The organism is Rickettsiales endosymbiont of Stachyamoeba lipophora (genome assembly GCF_003932735.1).
Lineage (GTDB): Bacteria > Pseudomonadota > Alphaproteobacteria > Rickettsiales > 33-17 > RICK01.
In genome coordinates this window covers 194,382-212,788 of record NZ_CP033611.1, presented here as the reverse complement: position 1 = coordinate 212,788, position 18,407 = coordinate 194,382, and the positions used below count along the sequence as shown (strand labels likewise).

The following is an 18,407-nucleotide window of genomic DNA, read 5'->3' as shown; positions in this document are numbered from 1 at the left end:
ATTGAAGTTAGATAATTAATTATAATCAATATATTGTAGAAATTAAAGGGGTAATATGCAAAACCACCATTTTAAAAGCGGATTTTTAAAAGAATTTTGTGCTAGAGGTTATTTTTATCAAGCTACTGACTTAGCGCAATTAGATGAGTTATTTGCTTCCAAAAGTGCTATTGTATATTTAGGTTTTGATTGTACTGCTAAGTCTCTTCATGTAGGCAGTCTTATGCAGATTATGATTTTAAGACTATTACAAAAACATGGGCACAAACCAATAGTTTTGATGGGAGGAGGTACTACCTTAATAGGTGATCCATCATTTAAAGATCAAGAACGTAAAATGCTGGCTACAACTGCCATTCAGGAAAATATGGATGGTATGAAACAAATTTTTGCAAAATATATTAAATTCGGTAGTGATACAAATGATGCTAAAATGGTTAATAATGCCGATTGGTTATGTAAGCTAAACTACTTAGAGTTTTTAAGGGATTATGGGCGCCATTTTTCAGTCAATCGGATGCTTACTATGGATAGTGTCAAATTACGTTTAGAAAGAGAGCAAAGCCTTTCATTTTTAGAATTTAATTACATGCTATTGCAAGCCTATGACTTTGCCTATTTAAATGAACATTCTCAGTGCCAAGTGCAAATTGGTGGCAGTGATCAATGGAGCAATATAATTAACGGGGTGGATTTATCACGAAAATTGGCTCTTAAGGAATGTTTTGGCTTAACCACTCCTCTTATTACTACTGCCGGTGGTGCTAAAATGGGTAAAACTGAAAATGGAGCTGTATGGCTTAATGGTGATATGCTCGCACCATATGATTATTGGCAATTTTGGCGTAACGTTGATGATCGGGATGTAATAAAGTTTTTAAAAATGTTTACTGATCTGGAAGTTGAAAAGATTGATCAGTTAGCATTAGAAACACAAAATATTAATGAGCTTAAGAAGATGTTAGCCGACGAAGCTACTAAACTTTGCCATGGCGAGGAGGAAACCCAAAAAGCTCGCGCTACTGCAGAAAATACTTTCGGCTCAGCAAAATCTGGTGAGGGTTTACCTGAATTTGAGCTGAGTAAAGAAGAATTAACGGATGGCAGATTACTTTTTGATATTATCAGAGCTGCTGGATTAACCCCAAATGGAGCTGAAGCAAAAAGAATGATCAAAAGTAACGCTGTTAAAATTAATGATCAACCAATTACAGAAGAATTATATAAAGTGAGTGTAAGTGATTTTGTGGAAGAGCAAAAAACAAAATTATCTGTAGGTAAGAAAAAACATATTCTGCTAGTATTAAAATAAAAAGGTAAAAATTTCAGTGGATCAAGTGAGAGTATCGTTAGAAAAATTACAAAACCCCAATTGTTTAATTATAGTTCCTTTCCAAAAATTTAATATATCTGCTCAAATGGCAGAATATAAAAGTAAAGAAGCTTTTGGTTTGGCTCGTTCAATAGATTTAAATGTAATCGATGTTATTACCTTTAGGGTAAATAGCTTTAAACCGGGCTGTTTGTTAAAAAAAGGCAAAATTGAAGAGATTGATTCTGTTATTAAAAAAGAAGATATATCTTTGGTATATATTGATTTAAGTCTTACCCCAGTACAGCAGCGTAATTTAGAAAAAGCCTGGAATGTTAAGGTGATTGACCGTACAGGCTTGATTATAGAAATTTTCGCTTCCAGGGCTAATACGAGTGAAGGTAAGTTGCAAGTGCGTCTTGCACAGCTAGATTATCAAAAATCTAGATTAGTAAGATTGTGGACCCACCTAGAACGCCAAAGGGGAGGGTTGGGTAATATCGGTGGCCCGGGTGAAACGCAAATAGAAGCTGATAAGCGTATGATTAAAGAGGAGATGCAGCGCATTAGAAAACAGCTTGAGAAAGTTAAAACTACTCGTGAACTGCATCGTAAATCTCGTGAAATTGTACCATATCCGGTTATAGCTATAGTTGGTTATACTAATGCTGGCAAATCTACATTGTTTAATTTACTCACCAAAGCTAGCGTTATTGCAGAGGATAAATTATTTGCAACGCTTGATCCTACTATGCGAATTGTGAAACTTCCTTCAAGAAAAACCGTAATACTTTCAGATACAGTAGGCTTTATCTCAGAATTGCCAACTCAGTTAATTGCTGCGTTTAGAGCTACTTTAGAAGAGGTAATTGCTGCTGATATCATTTTACATGTAATTGATTCAACCAGCCCTAGTTTGGTAAATCATATTCAAAATGTTGAAGAGATACTTACCGAATTAGGTATAGAAGAAAAATGGCGATATCAAACCCTTCATGTGTATAATAAAATGGATGCCAAAAAAATAGATTTTATTAAACCAATTGATGGTTTAGAAATTTCTGCCTTAGAAAATAAAAACATAGATTTATTGCTTCAGCAGCTGGATGCATGCCTTGCCGTTGATGAAATTAACATGGAAATAACAATAAAATCTAATGAAGGAGAAAAATTAGCATGGATTTATCGTCATGCTAATGTAATTTCAGTTGAACATGCAGATTTAGAAATTAAACTATTAGTATTGATTTCGCGTGTTAACCTAGCAAAATGGCAAGCTAAGTATGTCTTACCTTCTTGATCAACTTGATAATAACCCTCTTTTTATTAATCAATCTTTTGTAAATGGTACTTTTATAGCTTCTTCGGAAGTGCAAGAAGTATTAAACCCAGCTGATAACAAAGTAATTGGCAATGTAACAATCGTTAATGAAAGCCTAGTATATCAGGCAATTGCTGCTAGCGAAAAAGCCTTAAAGGATTTAGCCAAAACTTCTTTCATAGAGCGTGCAAATATACTGATACACTGGGGGGTTTTGATAGAGAACAATTTAGAAAATTTAGCACATATTATTACTTTAGAACAAGGTAAAACTTTAAAAGAATCTAGAAGTGAGGTGCAGTATGCCTTATCATATATTCGCCATTTTGCCTTAATAATTAAGACTAATCCAAATTACTTTGTCACTTCAAATGATATCTTTAAAACTAGAACGGTAATACATGAACCGGTAGGAGTAACAGCAAGTATTACGCCGTGGAACTTTCCCATAGCTATGTATATAAGAAAATTTGCAGCTAGTTTTGCAGCAAGCTGCCCTATGCTTGTTAAGCTATCAGAATTAACTCCTTTTTCAGCACTTGCTACTTTAAATCTTTTTCTTAAAACAACAGCTCCTATTAATTCTTTACAAATGCTAGTAGGAAATGCAGTTGAAATAGGAAAAATCTTGACTCAAGATTTCAGAATTAGAAAACTAAGCTTCACCGGCTCCACCCGAGTTGGAAAAATATTGATGAACCAATCGAGCGGCACACTAAAACGTCTATCTATGGAATTAGGAGGCAATGCTCCTTTTGTAGTGTTTAAAGATGCTAACCTTAATAAAGCCATTGATATGTTGATGAATGGTAAGTTTAGAAACAATGGTCAGAGCTGTATAGCTATTAACCGTGTATTGATAGATAAAGAGATAGTAGATCAATTTATTGAAAAAATTTATGATCGAATAAAATCTTTAAAAGTAGGTAACGGGCTTGATGAGCAAAATGATTTAGGAGCACTCATTAATTTTTCAGCTATTAATAATATAGAAAAATTAATAAAAGATGCCAAACAAGAAGGTGCCACAATGTTGTTTGGAGCAGAGAGAATAGGCAAGCAAGGCTGCTTTTTTAGCCCAGGGATTGTAACAGGGGTTACTCCTAGCATGGATATTTTTAAGCAAGAAATTTTTGGTCCAGTGGTGACTATTACTACTTTTGATAATGAAGAGCAGGTGCTAGCCCTTGCTAATCAAACTGAGTATGGGCTTGCTGCTTATATTTGCGGTGAAGATGAAGGTAGGAATTATAACTTTGCTACTAATTTAGAATTTGGCATGATAGGTATTAATGATGCTCGTATTTCTGATTCTTTAATACCTTTTGGAGGAATTAAAGCCTCTGGGTTTGGTAGAGAAGGTGGAAAGGAAGGGATATTTGAATATCTTAATACAAAATATATTGGATTTTAAAACTATATGCTGTTGATATAATACAGTATAATTAAAATATTAATTCATTTTCTTTTAAGTTTAGTATATAATAATCAATATAACTTTAACTTAATTTAAAAAAATGCTCTCAATAATTGGTATTATCGTAACTTTTATCATGGTGTTTGGTGGGTATGGGCTTGCTGGAGGTAAATTTGCGGTAATTCTTCATGCTCTTCCACATGAAATGATAACTATATGCGGAGCAGTGGTAGGGGCTTTTTTAGTTGCAAATAAATCGGATATTGTTAAGGCTACATTGCGTGATTTTAAAGTTATTTTTGTTAAACCAGCTTGGACAAAAGATGATTATCTTGATCTATTATGGATGTTGTTCCAAATTTGTAAAACTATGCGTAGTAAAGGTTTGCTTGAAATTGAAAAGCACCTAGAAAAACCTGAGGAAAGTGAGCTTTTTAATCAAAATGCTAAAATATTGCACGATCATTTTGCCCTAGATTTTATAGTAAGCACATTAAGGCTTATGACGATGAATATGGATAACCCATATCAGATGGATGATTTGCTTGAGGCTCAAATAGAGAAACATCATCATGAGTCTTTAGAAACTTCTCATGCGCTCCAAAGTGTAGCGGATGGATTGCCTGCCATTGGTATCGTAGCTGCGGTTCTTGGGGTAATTAAAACCATGGCCAGTATTGATCAACCTCCTACAATATTGGGTGCAATGATTGGTGGGGCGTTGGTAGGAACGTTTTTAGGGGTGTTCTTAGCTTATTGTTTTATTGGACCAATGTCTCAAAAAGTTAAAGCTTACTATGACGACCATTCTAAGCTTTATATAGTGATTAAAAAAGTTTTTGTAGCGCATCTGCAAGGGCATGCGCCTCAAATTTCTTGTGAAATGGGTAGAAGTAATATTCCCACTCATGAACAACCAACTTTCTTAGAAGTTGAAGAAATGCAGCAGAATCGTAAATAAATATTATAAGTAGTTATTGCATTTTAATATTTTTTGTTTTTAATAACAAATAAATAGTTTTAAAATTTAGTTTCAATGTTTAGATATTTTTATATTATAGCCTTTTTATTTATTAATAATGCTCATGCTGGCTTTGATTTTTTTAAAAAACCAGATTTACCAACCGTCTTAAACCTAGAAAATTATATTATTTATAGCAAAAATAATGCTAAACCCATTGATTTAGTTAAGCAATATGGTGAAAATCTAGATGGCTTAAATATGGGCAAAGTATATGCACGCCAGATAGTAGTAGAATCAGCAAGTTTAAAAGAATCTAATTTTGATCTTACTAACATTGAGCAAGGGTATTTTCAAGATGTTAAAATGCGAGGTGCAACATTTAAAGCGGCTGATGCTAGTAGTGCCATATTTATTGGAGTTGATTTTAGAGACGCAGATTTTGGGTTGGCTGATTTGAGTTTTGCTAGCTTTGTTAATTGCAATCTTAATAATGCTAAATTTTCAGGTGCTAATTTGACTAGTGCTGTATTTTTTAATTCTACGTTAAGCGGAGTGCAATTTGACGGTGCTAACTTAGAAAATGTTAAACTTGCAGGAAATGACCTAAGTTTAAGTAATTTTAATAATGCAAAATTAATTAAAGCAAATCTTGTAAATGCTAATTTGGAAAGAAGCACTTTTAAAAGAGCTAATTTATTTATGGCTAAATTAAATAATGCTAATGTTAAAGATGCAGAATTTTACGAATGTGATTTAACAAGAGCAGATATTCGTGGCATTAGAATAAAAGAAGCAAAATTTAGTGATAATAAGCTTACTAGGACAAAAACCTATCCTCTTAAAAATGTCGATTATGAATATCAAAAAGTAATAGAAGATTATACCTATAACAATTAATAAATTAACTTATTTATTAATTGTGCTTTAAGGTTAAAAAGTGATATAATTATTAATATATTTATATATTGGTAATTATGCCTAGTAAATTTTATTCCAGCCTTAAAAAATACAGACAAGAATATAATAGCAAATCTGTAGAAGAGATTGTTAGTTATGCCGCCGATCAGTTTAAAGATACTTTAGATGTTAGCAGTTGGAAGGTTGATTCAAAGTCGTTATCTCAAGGGCAAGAGCCTCAGTTAGATCCTAAAGCAGCAGTGAATATTAAAGCCAATACAGTATTAGTGAATGCCCTTACGTTAGTGCAGCAAGGGTTAGAAGTTAGAGGAAATCCAGAAGATGGAACAAAAGATTTAGCCAATCCATTTATTTATATGCAAATAGGTGGCAGAATAATGATTACTTATGATGCTAATGATAAAAATTTTTTTGAACGATTCATAGGAGGTGTAAAGCAAGATGTAACTTCAACTAAATATCATAGTGAAGATGCAATCAAAGAAAATAAAGCAATTTTTAAACGAACAGCCTCTACCCATGAATTAAAATGGGATGAACAGAAGGGGGAATTTGAAGAAATTAAAACTAGAGGGATATTCAAAGCAATTCGTAATCTTGCCGATGAATATTCTCAAAAATATCCAAATTTAATACCATTAAAAAATTTTATACATAATATTATACCAGAGCCAACTTTTGAAGAATATGGAATGGTAATTGCTTCTGGCGGGCTTGGTAATCAAGATATTTTAGGTAATAAAATTGATATTACCGGTGGTCATGGGCATATATTAATTCACCATCAAAAGCCAGATATTGCAAAAGGTATTCCTGGTGGAATAATGATTGGTATTGAAACGGCAGAGCATGGTAGTAAATCACAATCCCAACCATTTGGTAAGCACTCCTCACTTGGCCATGCCAATGAATTTTCCTCTTTTGGTATAGGAAAAATGAAAGACTTGGCAAAGAAAATAGTGAAAGAAAGTGCTAATATAGCCGCCCCTCAGTCAAAGTATAATTGTATGAGAGTGGATTTAACCAAAGAGCAAAATAAAGAGTTGGCTAAAAATTTTGATAATGTTGGTAAAAAATATCAAGAAGAAGTACAGCAAGTGCTTAAATCGGGCGTAGGCAAAGCAGCTGGGTTTCTAAATAACCTGCTTAAAACTTTTTCAAAACCTATTAATATTGAAACTAGAAAAGAATTTAAAGATACTTGTATAAATAGTGTACCAAAATCTCTACCCCCTAGAAAAGTATCACGTAAGATGCAACCAATAACAGAAGTTTCTGCAAAGATTAATAAAGATTTTCCTCCTCAAGACCAAGAAAAACTTGATAAATTAAAAAATGATTTAGGTAAAATGGTAAAAAGAAGAGAGAATAACGTACATTCTTCACCGGCGGCAATGAATCCACAAGTAAAGAAAAGAAGCAATACTATAACCTAACAAATAGAAATAAAAAGTAAATTTTTTATTGAGCTGTCCAGCCACCATCTAAGGTTAAATTTGTTCCGGTAATATTATTACCAGCTTCGGTAGTCAAAAATACTACCATATCCCCAATATCGCCAGGTTTAGTAAAAATTTTAGATGGTTGCTTTTCTGCAAGTAATTTAATGGTCGCTTCTTCATTGGTAAGGTGGTTTTGTTCAGCGATTGCATCAATCTGTTTTTGGACTAAGGGAGTATGCACCCACCCAGGGCAGATAGCATTACAAGTAATGCCGCTACCGGCAGTTTCAAGAGCGGTAACTTTAGTTAGTCCGATAATGCCATGCTTGCTTGCCACATATGCAGATTTGTTGACTGAAGCAACTTGACCGTGAGTGGAGGCAATATTAATAATTCTTCCCCATTGTTGCTGTCTCATAATGGGTAAAGCATGTTTAATACTATAAAAAACTGCTGAAAGGTTAATATCAATTATTTGTTGCCACTTAGCATCAGGAAATTCTTCAATAGGTGAGACATATTGAATGCCTGCGTTATTAACAAGTACATCTATTTTATTAAAAGTTTTATAAGTATACTCAATAAGTTCTGTTACTTGTTCCTTTTTACTTAAATCTGCAGGGTGATAAACTGTGGTAATATTAAATTCATCACTTAGTTGTAAGCATAGTTTGTTAATCTCTTGTAGGTCGCCAAATCCATTGATGCATAAATTAAATCCGGCTTTGGCTAATTTCTCAGCTATAGCTAGGCCAATACCACTTGTAGATCCGGTAACAAGAGCTGTTTTCATAAATTACTCTAAAATAAATATTAATGGTGGATTTCTTAAAAAGTAATAGAATTTTTTAAAAACATCAAATCAAACTTATCTTAATAGTTTAGTATAAAATCTTTGCAAATTAATGAAAAAATAATAGATTGAATTTTTAAAGAATATATTAAATATAAAATTAGCAAAAAATATGCGCGGTAAGCCTAAAAATATTAAATCACTTATAATAAATGGTAACCTTTATCTTAAATATGAAGATGAGGAACAATTAGCTATTCCTCAAAAAGGGGATATTATGTTTTATCTTAATGATGATGCTAGCCCTAAAAGTGGGATGCTAGGTAATTATTTTGATAAAGGTTATGCCGGATATTTTAAGATGGATATTTTTGATGGAAAAGAGTGGCAGGGTTTAAATATGGAAGAATTTTTTGACCATAAAGAATATCAATTCCATAAAAAAGAAGTTCCTATTGATTGCTATAATTTATGCAAGGAGGCAATGGAGAATTTTACCAACCTTCCTGTATATTACAACTATAGAGGACATTATACTAACCATCTACATGTTCAAAACGATTATATAAGGAATAAAAAACAACTTACGAAAAAAAAGAAAAAATTAACAAAGTGATGGTTTAGCTGGTCATTTAAATTGATTCTTCTATTTCATGAATAATTTATGTAATAGTTACTTCGTTTAACGACTTATGAATCTTATATTCATCATCTGGGCTTTAAAGGAAATAACAATATTATTTTTTAAGCTTTGAAAGAATTTCCTGAATCATAGCAGTGTTTGCTGTTTACTATTTGTGCAGAATAGTAGCTAATAAAATGATTATCTTGGTTTTTTATATTCTGAATTTAGTAAACAATTTCATTTCTGATCGTAATAATTATACATATAATTATTACCTAAGCCTTTAAGCTTAATAAATAGTTATAAAAAATATTATTTCACGTTGAGCGAAGATTTTAATATTTCATAATAGATTTAATAAGCGGGTGAATATTCATCTTTTTATTAAAATCAATATAATAAATTATATTAAAATTTTCAATGAGGTTTACTATGTGGGATACAATTACAAATACGGTTAAATCAGGTGCAGAGCTAATGAAATCGATGCTACTGTTTTTATGGAGGACAGTAGCATTTCCAATTTTATTAGCAATAGGTGTAGAGGTAACTTTAAAGCTTTTAGCAAATTTTCTGTTAGGTGTTAACTTACCGATGTTAAAAAATATAGCTCCAACTAAAGTTGTGGCTGTGCAGCCTACCCCTTCTGTGGCTGGAAAAAATCTAGCTATGTGGTCTGAAATAGTATCAAACTTATCTACTAAGAGAGAAGTGATACAAGGTGCTATAAATATTGCTAGCTACATAGCAGCTGGCGTAGCAGGACTTGTAGGTATAAAAAAAGAGATTTCTACAAGAGAGACTTTTGTCGATCAATTGGGAAATTACAGTTGGGTTAAGACGCTAATGGGAACTAACGACGACAATAACAAGGCTCCTACTGTAGAAAAAACGCATATCGGTGTAGAATTGAAGCCGGTTGGCGATCAAGTTAAGCGTGTGAATACAACAATAAACGATACGCAGCAAGAACACATTCGATCTGAGGAGGTGAAGGTAGAAAGAAGTAATACTGCTCCTGGAACTGCAGCCACCGCAGCGGCTGCACAGCAATCCACCACTGGTGCAGTGAATAGTTCTGGGACAGCTAACACCAATAAAAATAAAGCTGCTACCTTTGCTGAGGCTGTTGATGCTTCTAAAGCTAACACTAATAATGGAGCTCAGGCTGGAGTTGGAGTGAGCGCTTAATTTTAAGTTCTGTTTCAATTAAAAAGCTCATTTTGAATTTATTCAAGTGGGCTTTTTATAAGTAAACTTTATATTAGATTGAGCTCAAATTTAATTTAAGTATTTAAGCTTACATGCTATATTATATTTAAACTAATTAACAAATTTATAAAAAATGATGATCTTGAAAGATATTATAAAAGCATTTTCAATATTAGCTGTAAGAATGCTAGTGCCAATAGTAATACATTTATTGGTCAACAATGGGTTAAAAATTTTAAGTAATTTGTTATTAAATACTGGTTTTAAATTAAATTTTTCTCTTGCCGAAATAGCTAGAGATGAAGAAGATGAAAATTATTTTGAGCAATCGGTAATTAAAGATAATGATTTAGCACAACAATATGTATGCGGTGCTATCAATCTTGTTACATTAGTATTGGATTTTGCGGCTATCGGAGCGGCAGGATACCATGAGATGAATTCACCAAAAAGCTTTACTCGAATGTTGGCTGATAATAATATCATGAAAAAGCTACTGCTGGTAAGAGGGGATGTATCTTCCAGGTCCAATAGGTAGGATTGTTGATGTAATTAATAAATTGATAAAAGGAATGGTAATAGGGTTTCATGCCGTGATAAAATAGGTGTGTGTATGAATAAGTTGGTTAATACTTTGCTAGGGTTCTTTGTTATATCACCAAAATTTGTATAAGAATAATTTGGGTATCTAGGGTATGTAAGTAAAGATTATCCAATATTGATCTAAAGTCTTTAAATAATATTAACACTAATCAAAAGTAATAACCTTCTATAGTTAAATAATAAGATAAAAATATTGATGCTTGCTAAGAATGTCGAGGGGACCATTAGATAGGTAAATATCAGACCAATAATTAAAAAGCTAGGAAACATTGGCTTAAAGGTAATGACATCTTTTGATTTTTTAACACTAATTAGGACCAATAAAAGAAACTTCTTAATGGTTTAATCATAAATTTTCTCTTTAATATCAATAAAAACTTATATTTTTCATTTTCTCCACTTGAATAAAGAAAAAGCACTATTATATAGCTTTATCAGAAGCAGTGCTTCACGATATGCTTAAATTTTTTTTATGGAGAGATAAAAAATGGCAAAATTTGTTCCACTAAAGGATCGTGTTGCTATCGAACGTATTGACGAAGAGAGCACCACCGCAGGAGGAATTATTATTCCAGATACAGCCAAAGAAAAACCATCAAAGGGCAAAGTAATAGCTGTTGGCCAAGGTGTTAGGGATGAAAATGGTAAGTTAATTTCACTTGATGTTAAAGTTGGCGACACCGTATTGTTTGCTAAATGGGCTGGTACAGAAATCAAGCTTGATGGCAAAGAAGTATTAGTTATGAAAGAAAGTGACCTTATTGGTATTTTAGAAAATTAATCCTAGGAGAATAAATATATGTCCGCAAAAATAATTGAACATAATATGAGTGTTCGTCAAAAAATGATTGAGGGTGCAAATCAGCTTGCTGATGCTGTTGCTGTAACTCTTGGTCCTAAAGGTCGTAATGTTGTTATTGAAAAGAAATTTGGTGCGCCGCATATTACTAAAGATGGTGTAACGGTTGCTAAAGCAATTGAGCTTAAAGATCCTTTCTTAAATTTGGGTGCACAACTTGTTAAAGAAGTGGCCTCTAAAACTAATGATTTAACAGGCGACGGTACTACTACAGCAACCGTCCTAGCACGTGCAATTATTAATGAAGGTCATAAGATCGTCAGTGCTGGTTACAATCCTATGGATGTTAAGCGTGGTATTGATAAAGCAGTTGATGCAATTAAAGAACATATTGCTAAAGTTAGTAAGTCAATTGGTTCTGAGAATGAAATTTCTCAAGTTGCTACCATTTCTGCCAATGGCGATAAAGAAATTGGCGAAAAACTTGCTGAAGCAATGAAAAGAGTAGGCAAAGAAGGTGTAATCACTGTTGAAGAAAACAAAGGTTTAGGCTTTGATATTGACGTGGTTGAAGGTATGATGTTTGACCGTGGATATCTTTCACCATATTTTGTAACCAATGGTGAAAAAATGACTGCTGAGCTTGATAGGCCTTTCATTCTTCTTTACGAAAAAAAGCTTACAGCTCTCCAACCAATGTTACCACTTTTAGAAGCGGTAGTACAATCAGGTCGTCCGCTTTTAATTATAGCTGAAGATATTGAAGGTGAAGCACTTGCAACTTTAGTAGTTAATAGGCTTCGTGGTGGTCTTAAAGTGGCTGCTGTAAAAGCTCCAGGTTTTGGTGATAGAAGAAAAGCAATGTTAGATGATATTGCAATTCTTACTGGCGGGCAAGTAATTAGCGAAGACCTTGGCATGAAACTTGAGAGTGTCAATGTAAGCATGCTTGGTACTTGTAAACGTGTAGTTATTACTAAAGATCATACTACAATTGTAGATGGCGAAGGTGATAAAAATGATATTCAAGCAAGATGTAATCAAATTCGTAAGCAAGTTGAAGAAACTACTTCTGATTATGATCGTGAAAAGCTACAAGAGCGTTTGGCTAAACTTTCAGGCGGTGTAGCTGTACTTAAAGTTGGTGGTGCTACTGAAGTTGAAGTGAAAGAGCGTAAAGATCGTGTAGATGACGCATTAAATGCAACTCGTGCAGCAGTAGCTGAAGGTGTGGTTGCAGGTGGTGGTGTAACACTTTTTTATGCAGCTAGAATTCTTGAAAATCTTCAAGTAGAAAATGATGATCAAAAGGCCGGTGTAAAAATTATTAAACGTGCACTTGAAGCTCCGCTTCGTCAAATTGCAGCTAATGCAGGAATTGATGGTGCAGTAGTGGTTTCAAAGTTAGTTGATAGCAAGGATAATAATTATGGTTTTGATGCTCAAAATCATGAATATGTTGATATGCTTAAAGCTGGTATCATTGATCCAACTAAAGTAGTACGTACTGCACTTGAAGATGCAGCTTCTGTTGCTGGTCTCTTTATTACTACTGAGGCAGCAATTGTTGATATGCCTGAAGATAATAAGCCTGCTGGGATGCCAGCTGGTGGAATGGGTGGCATGGGTGGCATGGGCGGAATGGATTTCTAATTCAACCCCCCCACTACATTTATCACGTTAAAGAGGAGTGTTTTAAACACTCCTCTTTTTATTTGAATTTGCTAACTGCAATAATAACTTTCAACAAAAATAAGGCCTGTTTCTAAACCAAAAGTAAAGTTCCTAGATTGTGTGTACCTATCTTAGCCAAATAATGACAGAGGCCTTCTTATTAAGCTTTAAGAAAATCCGTTTGAAAGGTTTAATTTTATTAAAAAAGCATTTGATCAGAGATGTTCTTTATAACAATAATTATCGTAATATGTAAAAATTTTATGGTTTTTTCTTGGGAAGCCTGACAAGGCTATAAATTTATAATTTAATTTGTTCAATCAGAGTATTTGTATATCCACAGGCCTTTACTAACAGCTACATAAGAAGCTTAAAAGCTACCGATCAATAAGCATAAATAGTATAATGACGGTTGCTGAGGTTAAGGCAAGACGTAAACTTGTCCTAAAGCATTGCCACGTGCAGATCTGAGTAATAAAAACATTATTTGATAACCCAAATATTTCTTGTTATTAGAATCCTTTTGTATGCGTCATAAATAATAGTGAAATCTTTTAAATTTGCTACTAAGAAAGAAGTTGCTCTGAGAGGCATGTATATATGCAAAAATAGCAAGAAAAAATTCTTCTTCTGAATATTATGGTGATGTAAAAAACCATTGTAATTTAATTATCAAAAATAAAGTTGGGCTAATACCATGCTATTGCTTCTTGGATAATAGCCATTAGGGTTGTAGATTAGGTATTATCAATTATTTGTGTAAGCTGGCCGCCATATTTAGTATTACTAATACCTAAATCTTTCTGGCCATCACAACTACACTTATTTGACCAATATCGCCGAAATAATTCTTATTAAGTTCAATATTTCTATAAAATTGCTCACTATTATTTTACTGTTTGAGAGCAACCTTTCCTGGCAGTTTATGAAAATATCTAATTGCTAAATTATTATCAAGGTTAGTAATATTTTTTATATTTCAGTAGAAGAGATTCAAAAAATCTATAATTTTATTGAGTTTTATAACACCCTAATAATTTTTGTTATCAAACACTGCCTTTAGCAAGGATTTTATTTTTTTACTTTGCATCGTTTGGGCATCAAGGTGAATATAAAAAAAGGCCAGCAACTTGCTGGCCTTTTAAGAAAGTATGTATTATTTAGTAAGACCATTCAGCAGAAGGATATATTCCTTTAACTTTATTACTATCCTCACTTGATATATTATTTTCAAGCCCAATAGAATAATCCATATTCATGCTTGGATAAAGCCCGCTATTTTGATAAGAAAATTTCTTATAATCGTTGTTATCTGCTGTGGTAGTGCCGCCATTATCCATCCAAGCTTCCATAGGTGGAGCTGATGGAGCTGTATTGTTTACCATTTCCTCATTTATCCAATCTTCTGTAGGTGGAGCTGATGGAGCTATATTGTTTATCATTTCCTCATTTATCCAAGCTTCCATAGGTGGAGCTGATGGAGCTGTATTGTTAAAATCATTTTGAACATCATATATTTTTTCAATATGGTTAAGGAACGGATTGTTATCATTATAATCAAAATGATATCCGTTATTTTTGCCTACTAGCTCTTGAGGAGAAGCTGAAGGTGACTCTTCATAATTGAAATGATAGCCATTATTATATGTTGGTAATAACTCAGCTGGTGAAGGCGAGATAACTAGATCTTCTTTGAGTAAATCTTCCATAGAAGGAGTAGAAGAAGCAACATCAACATAAGAAATATTAGTGTTAGGATAAATCCCGCTATTATAATTATCTGCAGGATTAGGTTGAATATAGCCGGCTTTGTTTCCTTCAGGCTGGTCATAATTTTCCCAAGTACTATTCTCCGATACAATTTGGTAAGGAGTATACTGATATTGCTCAGAAATTTGGGTATCAATCTTGGATAAATATAAATCAACAACCTTTAATTTAGTATCAGAGTTGAAATAGCCTTTATGTACCTGTTGTAGATTATATTTGATAGCTTCCAATTCAAATTTAGCTTGTAATAAAGATTTGGTGCTATTTTCATAAATAGCTTTTTCGGCTATCTTTTTGATTTGTATCTCATTGTAGTTAGTATAAGTAGGAGTAATAGGTGAACTTTTAGAAGTTAAAGAACCCTGAATCTTATTAATTTTATCATTAAACTTGTATAGATACATACTATTAATTAAGCCATTTGCAGCTACTTCTTCATAAGTATATAATAAACCATTAAGCTCCCAACCGCCTTTTACTAATAGTGAGTTATAAGTATCTGTAAGCTTATTTATATCTTTGGTGGTTGCAAGTATCTGTTCATAATGAACTACATCCGCAATAGATTTGTTGATAAATTGCTTGAAATGAATATTATATTTTTGGGTAGCTTGCTCTTTAAGCATGTTAAGCGAATGCTGCCATTCTAATTTAATTTTAAAGTTCATTTGGCTATCAGCTTTAATCTCCTTAAGCTTTTCATTTAATTCTGAAAAGAGCTCTTTATCTTTTTTTAATGATAAAGAGTAAGAAATAGATTTGCCATAATTGTTAAAATAATCTTGAATCATGTGGTGATGCAACTCATCAGCCCTTTCTTCAAGCTCGCTAGCTTTAATAAGCATAATTTTATTCATTTGAGGGTCTAAATTTGGATTATTCTTATTCACTGATTTTGCAAATAGTTTGAATTGATAATAATCTTTAACCTCATGGCATTGATAAAAATTGATAAATAGATTCAAATTAGTATTAAATTCAGGTAACTGGGTAAGTCCATCAATCTGTTGCGAGGTCAGTTGGCGCATAGAATAAGTAAAAAAGTCACTTAAATATTTTTTATTGGGAATGATATTAAAATAGTTATCAAGGTTGGTAATTAGGTCGTTAGCTAGGTCTAAATGTTGCTCAGAAGTATATTGTAAATCTTGTGCAATTTGTGAACAAATTTTATTTAAAGAATTTTTACTCAAATCAAAAGCATTAAGCATTTCATTTAAATAAATCACACTAGTATTAATTTTAGATTCACCTATCATTTTAGCTACTTTGGTGTCTACATGAAAAATGCTAGCTAAAATTTCAGATTTTTGTTCTTTATTAAAAGGACTTTCATTAAAAGTTTTAGAGAGAATTTTGATCGCATTTTGACCAAAGATTTTATAGAAAAAAGTTTGGTCACTTACTCTTAATAATAAACCTTTTATATTATTTTCTAATAATTTATGATTTACAAATTTGTGAACATGTTCACTATTAATATCTTGAAAGTAATACAGATGATCTAGCAATTCATCCAAATCTTGTTGGGATAATTTACTATCTTCGTTTATATCCAATAAATTCATTATTGAGTTAGCATGATCTACGTCCGACCAAAATAATTTTTTACGTAAGTAGTCAAATGGAGAAAAGATTTTATAAAATACTGACATATAACATCCTAGCAATTAATGGTTCTATATTAATATTTAAAATTTAATATTTATGCCAGCAAAATTATAATAAATAAGATAGTTGAGTTCTTTTTTAATAAAAAGAGGAGAATTAATTCTCCTCCTCACTAATTCTTCTTAGGCAATAACCAAGGGACCTAATAGTTTCTATAATAGGTAGTTCATCAGGATTATTTTTAAGTGCTGTACGTAACCTATTGATATGTACATCTATTGTACGAGATTCAATAGGGTTGGTCTTACCCCATACATAAGACATAATAAAATCACGTGACAAAACATTTTTAGGGTATTCTAAAAAGCATTGCAAAATTTTAAATTCTGTAGGGCCTAATTTAATTTCACGATTATTGCGGGTAACACGATAGGTGTTAAGGTTAAGCTCTATATCGTGATGCCTTAAAATTCTTGCTGACTCAGGTGAGCGATAGGCTTTATAATATTCTTTAATTTTATAAATCATCGAACCAGCTTCAACATATTCAATATATTCTTGCGGCCCGCCTTCTTCCAACGATACCTTGTTAATATAAGATTTAGTTGAAGTTATGATAAAAATCACACTAAATTTCAATCTCTCAATGGTTCTAGCATAAAGACATAGTTCATTTGCTGTCATGCCATCGAGTTCTTCAGCTATAATAATAATATTAGGAACGCTGTTTTTTAAATATCTCATAGCTTGTTGGGCAGAGGTTTCATATGTAGTAATGAAGCCGCTATCTCTTAAGCTCTTTTCTAAGTTTACTTTCGATAAACTCAAATTTTTATCATCTGCAATCAACACTAAAGGGCTGAAAGGACTTTTTACTGCTGTAGTCATAATTTTTAACTAATTAATATTTTTCTTTAAGATTAACATAAACTTAACTTTAATTTGAAATATAAACAAGAATAATCTTTTTGTAAAGATAAAATTTACAAATTACACTTATTTGTTAACCAAAGTTTATTATAGCTATTAGCTTAAAGGATTGGTAAAACAATTGTTATTAAGGTCTGTTGATAGTATGGCCTACATTATAACAATCAATAAAGTTAATTTGTTATTAATATTAAATTTTAACATAATAAGATTAATATATATTTAGCATTATAGAAGTGGTACATGAAATTTGAAGAGCTTTTAAGAGAGATGTTAAAAAAAGAAATAGATATTAATAAATTTAGGAACCTTTGGGATCAAGATAGAGTTTTATAAATGCTAAAAATCAATTTGGGCGCATTTTATTACCTGCATCAGCTCAAGGGATAGTACGGTTGTTATTATCTTTTGATAGTATTAATCCTAATATAAAAGATGTTTTAACTTATATATCTTTACATTTCATGCGCATAAATGAATTTAGTTTCAGAGGTTCCCAATGATAAGCTTGATCAAAAAAATCAAGCGCGTAATAGAGTTGTTGAGTTGTTGTTGGGACATAAAGATACAGATGTGAATATTTTAGATAATTCAAAAACTAGTCCTTTAGGATATACGCTACCTTCATATAAGATGGATATTTTTAAAAAGATAGTAAATCACAAAAATTTTGACTCTTCAGTAAGTAAAATATCCGGCCCAGATATTAAGCAACATATCTTAGATAACATAGGAGAAGATAAGAGAGATCTTACAGGCGACCTTAAAGTTAGATATGTGACTGAGCTGGAAAGTATGTTAGATAGTTTTAACCAAGCAGAAGAAATGGAAAGCGCATAACCGCCAGAATAGCTTGATTAAAATCGCAAGTGACAGAAGGTAGAGCTAACATTGTATCTCAAACGATATGTACTACTATTTTAGAGCAGGGGTGCCTCTTCCAGTTTTGTTGCTGGTAGTAAAGTAAATACAAATAGCGTTGAGAGAAATTAAAAAGAATCAATTAATGCCATTAA

At 32.2% G+C, this 18,407-nt stretch carries 15 protein-coding genes; 12 read left to right on the top strand and 3 right to left on the bottom strand.

Annotated features, from left to right (window positions below; translation table 11 throughout):
- The first annotated feature begins 55 nt into the window (after positions 1-55).
- From tyrS to EF513_RS00905, 6 genes are all read left to right on the top strand, one after another.
- A complete protein-coding gene (gene tyrS / locus EF513_RS00930) occupies positions 56-1,312 on the top strand; it encodes a tyrosine--tRNA ligase (protein WP_125215542.1) in 1,257 nt (418 codons plus the stop codon).
- 16 nt (positions 1,313-1,328) lie between these two features.
- On the top strand, positions 1,329-2,612 hold the full coding sequence (hflX, locus tag EF513_RS00925; protein ID WP_206425205.1) for a GTPase HflX: 1,284 nt from the start codon (positions 1,329-1,331) through the stop codon (positions 2,610-2,612).
- On the top strand, positions 2,596-4,047 hold the full coding sequence (locus EF513_RS00920; protein WP_125215541.1) for an NAD-dependent succinate-semialdehyde dehydrogenase: 1,452 nt from the start codon (positions 2,596-2,598) through the stop codon (positions 4,045-4,047). Before hflX ends, EF513_RS00920 begins: the two co-directional genes overlap by 17 nt.
- A 103-nt stretch (positions 4,048-4,150) precedes the next feature.
- Positions 4,151-5,011: a flagellar motor stator protein MotA gene (gene motA / locus EF513_RS00915; protein ID WP_125215540.1), complete on the top strand. Its 861-nt coding sequence runs from the start codon at positions 4,151-4,153 to the stop codon at positions 5,009-5,011.
- Between the two features lie 75 nt (positions 5,012-5,086).
- Complete coding sequence (locus tag EF513_RS00910) at positions 5,087-5,911, top strand: pentapeptide repeat-containing protein (RefSeq protein WP_125215539.1); 825 nt, start codon at positions 5,087-5,089, stop codon at positions 5,909-5,911.
- A 77-nt stretch (positions 5,912-5,988) separates the two neighbouring features.
- Complete coding sequence (locus tag EF513_RS00905) at positions 5,989-7,368, top strand: hypothetical protein (protein WP_125215538.1); 1,380 nt, start codon at positions 5,989-5,991, stop codon at positions 7,366-7,368.
- Positions 7,369-7,393: 25 nt separating this feature from the next.
- Here EF513_RS00905 and EF513_RS00900 read toward each other — a convergent pair whose 3' ends face one another.
- Positions 7,394-8,167, bottom strand: a complete 774-nt coding sequence (locus EF513_RS00900; protein ID WP_125215537.1) for a 3-hydroxybutyrate dehydrogenase — start codon at positions 8,165-8,167, stop codon at positions 7,394-7,396.
- 172 nt (positions 8,168-8,339) lie between these two features.
- Here EF513_RS00900 and EF513_RS00895 point away from each other — a divergent pair, with 172 nt between their 5' ends.
- The 5 genes from EF513_RS00895 to groL all read left to right on the top strand — a co-directional run bounded on the left by EF513_RS00895 (position 8,340) and on the right by groL (position 13,059).
- Positions 8,340-8,783, top strand: coding sequence for a hypothetical protein (locus tag EF513_RS00895; protein WP_125215536.1), 444 nt, complete (start codon positions 8,340-8,342; stop codon positions 8,781-8,783).
- Between the two features lie 441 nt (positions 8,784-9,224).
- Positions 9,225-9,983: a hypothetical protein gene (locus tag EF513_RS00890; RefSeq protein ID WP_125215535.1), complete on the top strand. Its 759-nt coding sequence runs from the start codon at positions 9,225-9,227 to the stop codon at positions 9,981-9,983.
- A 157-nt stretch (positions 9,984-10,140) separates the two neighbouring features.
- Positions 10,141-10,542, top strand: a complete 402-nt coding sequence (locus tag EF513_RS00885; protein ID WP_125215534.1) for a hypothetical protein — start codon at positions 10,141-10,143, stop codon at positions 10,540-10,542.
- A 552-nt stretch (positions 10,543-11,094) separates the two neighbouring features.
- Positions 11,095-11,388: a co-chaperone GroES gene (groES, locus tag EF513_RS00880; protein WP_125215533.1), complete on the top strand. Its 294-nt coding sequence runs from the start codon at positions 11,095-11,097 to the stop codon at positions 11,386-11,388.
- Between the two features lie 18 nt (positions 11,389-11,406).
- Positions 11,407-13,059 (top strand): chaperonin GroEL, encoded by a 1,653-nt coding sequence (groL, locus tag EF513_RS00875; RefSeq protein WP_125215532.1) that lies wholly within the window; start codon positions 11,407-11,409, stop codon positions 13,057-13,059.
- Between the two features lie 1,181 nt (positions 13,060-14,240).
- Here the strand turns inward: groL and EF513_RS00870 are convergent.
- Both EF513_RS00870 and EF513_RS00865 read right to left on the bottom strand, forming a co-directional pair.
- Entirely contained in the window at positions 14,241-16,505 is a 2,265-nt protein-coding gene (locus tag EF513_RS00870) for a hypothetical protein (RefSeq protein WP_125215531.1), read from the bottom strand.
- Positions 16,506-16,617: 112 nt separating this feature from the next.
- A complete protein-coding gene (locus tag EF513_RS00865; protein WP_125215530.1) occupies positions 16,618-17,349 on the bottom strand; it encodes a winged helix-turn-helix domain-containing protein in 732 nt (243 codons plus the stop codon).
- A 516-nt stretch (positions 17,350-17,865) separates the two neighbouring features.
- Here EF513_RS00865 and EF513_RS00860 point away from each other — a divergent pair.
- Positions 17,866-18,231, top strand: coding sequence for a hypothetical protein (locus EF513_RS00860; protein WP_125215529.1), 366 nt, complete (start codon positions 17,866-17,868; stop codon positions 18,229-18,231).
- The last annotated feature ends 176 nt before the right edge of the window (positions 18,232-18,407 follow it).

Bases quoted from the DNA above. Each gene is read 5' to 3' on its own strand.
- tyrS (WP_125215542.1), top strand. From the start codon at position 56: ATGCAAAACCACCATTTTAAAAGCGGATTTTTAAAAGAATTTTGTGCT.
- EF513_RS00920 (WP_125215541.1), top strand. From the start codon at position 2,596: ATGTCTTACCTTCTTGATCAACTTGATAATAACCCTCTTTTTATTAAT.
- motA (WP_125215540.1), top strand. From the start codon at position 4,151: ATGCTCTCAATAATTGGTATTATCGTAACTTTTATCATGGTGTTTGGT.
- EF513_RS00910 (WP_125215539.1), top strand. From the start codon at position 5,087: ATGTTTAGATATTTTTATATTATAGCCTTTTTATTTATTAATAATGCT.
- EF513_RS00905 (WP_125215538.1), top strand. From the start codon at position 5,989: ATGCCTAGTAAATTTTATTCCAGCCTTAAAAAATACAGACAAGAATAT.
- EF513_RS00900 (WP_125215537.1), bottom strand. From the start codon at position 8,167: ATGAAAACAGCTCTTGTTACCGGATCTACAAGTGGTATTGGCCTAGCT.
- EF513_RS00895 (WP_125215536.1), top strand. From the start codon at position 8,340: ATGCGCGGTAAGCCTAAAAATATTAAATCACTTATAATAAATGGTAAC.
- EF513_RS00890 (WP_125215535.1), top strand. From the start codon at position 9,225: ATGTGGGATACAATTACAAATACGGTTAAATCAGGTGCAGAGCTAATG.
- EF513_RS00885 (WP_125215534.1), top strand. From the start codon at position 10,141: ATGATCTTGAAAGATATTATAAAAGCATTTTCAATATTAGCTGTAAGA.
- groES (WP_125215533.1), top strand. From the start codon at position 11,095: ATGGCAAAATTTGTTCCACTAAAGGATCGTGTTGCTATCGAACGTATT.
- groL (WP_125215532.1), top strand. From the start codon at position 11,407: ATGTCCGCAAAAATAATTGAACATAATATGAGTGTTCGTCAAAAAATG.
- EF513_RS00870 (WP_125215531.1), bottom strand. From the start codon at position 16,505: ATGTCAGTATTTTATAAAATCTTTTCTCCATTTGACTACTTACGTAAA.
- EF513_RS00865 (WP_125215530.1), bottom strand. From the start codon at position 17,349: ATGACTACAGCAGTAAAAAGTCCTTTCAGCCCTTTAGTGTTGATTGCA.
- EF513_RS00860 (WP_125215529.1), top strand. From the start codon at position 17,866: ATGAATTTAGTTTCAGAGGTTCCCAATGATAAGCTTGATCAAAAAAAT.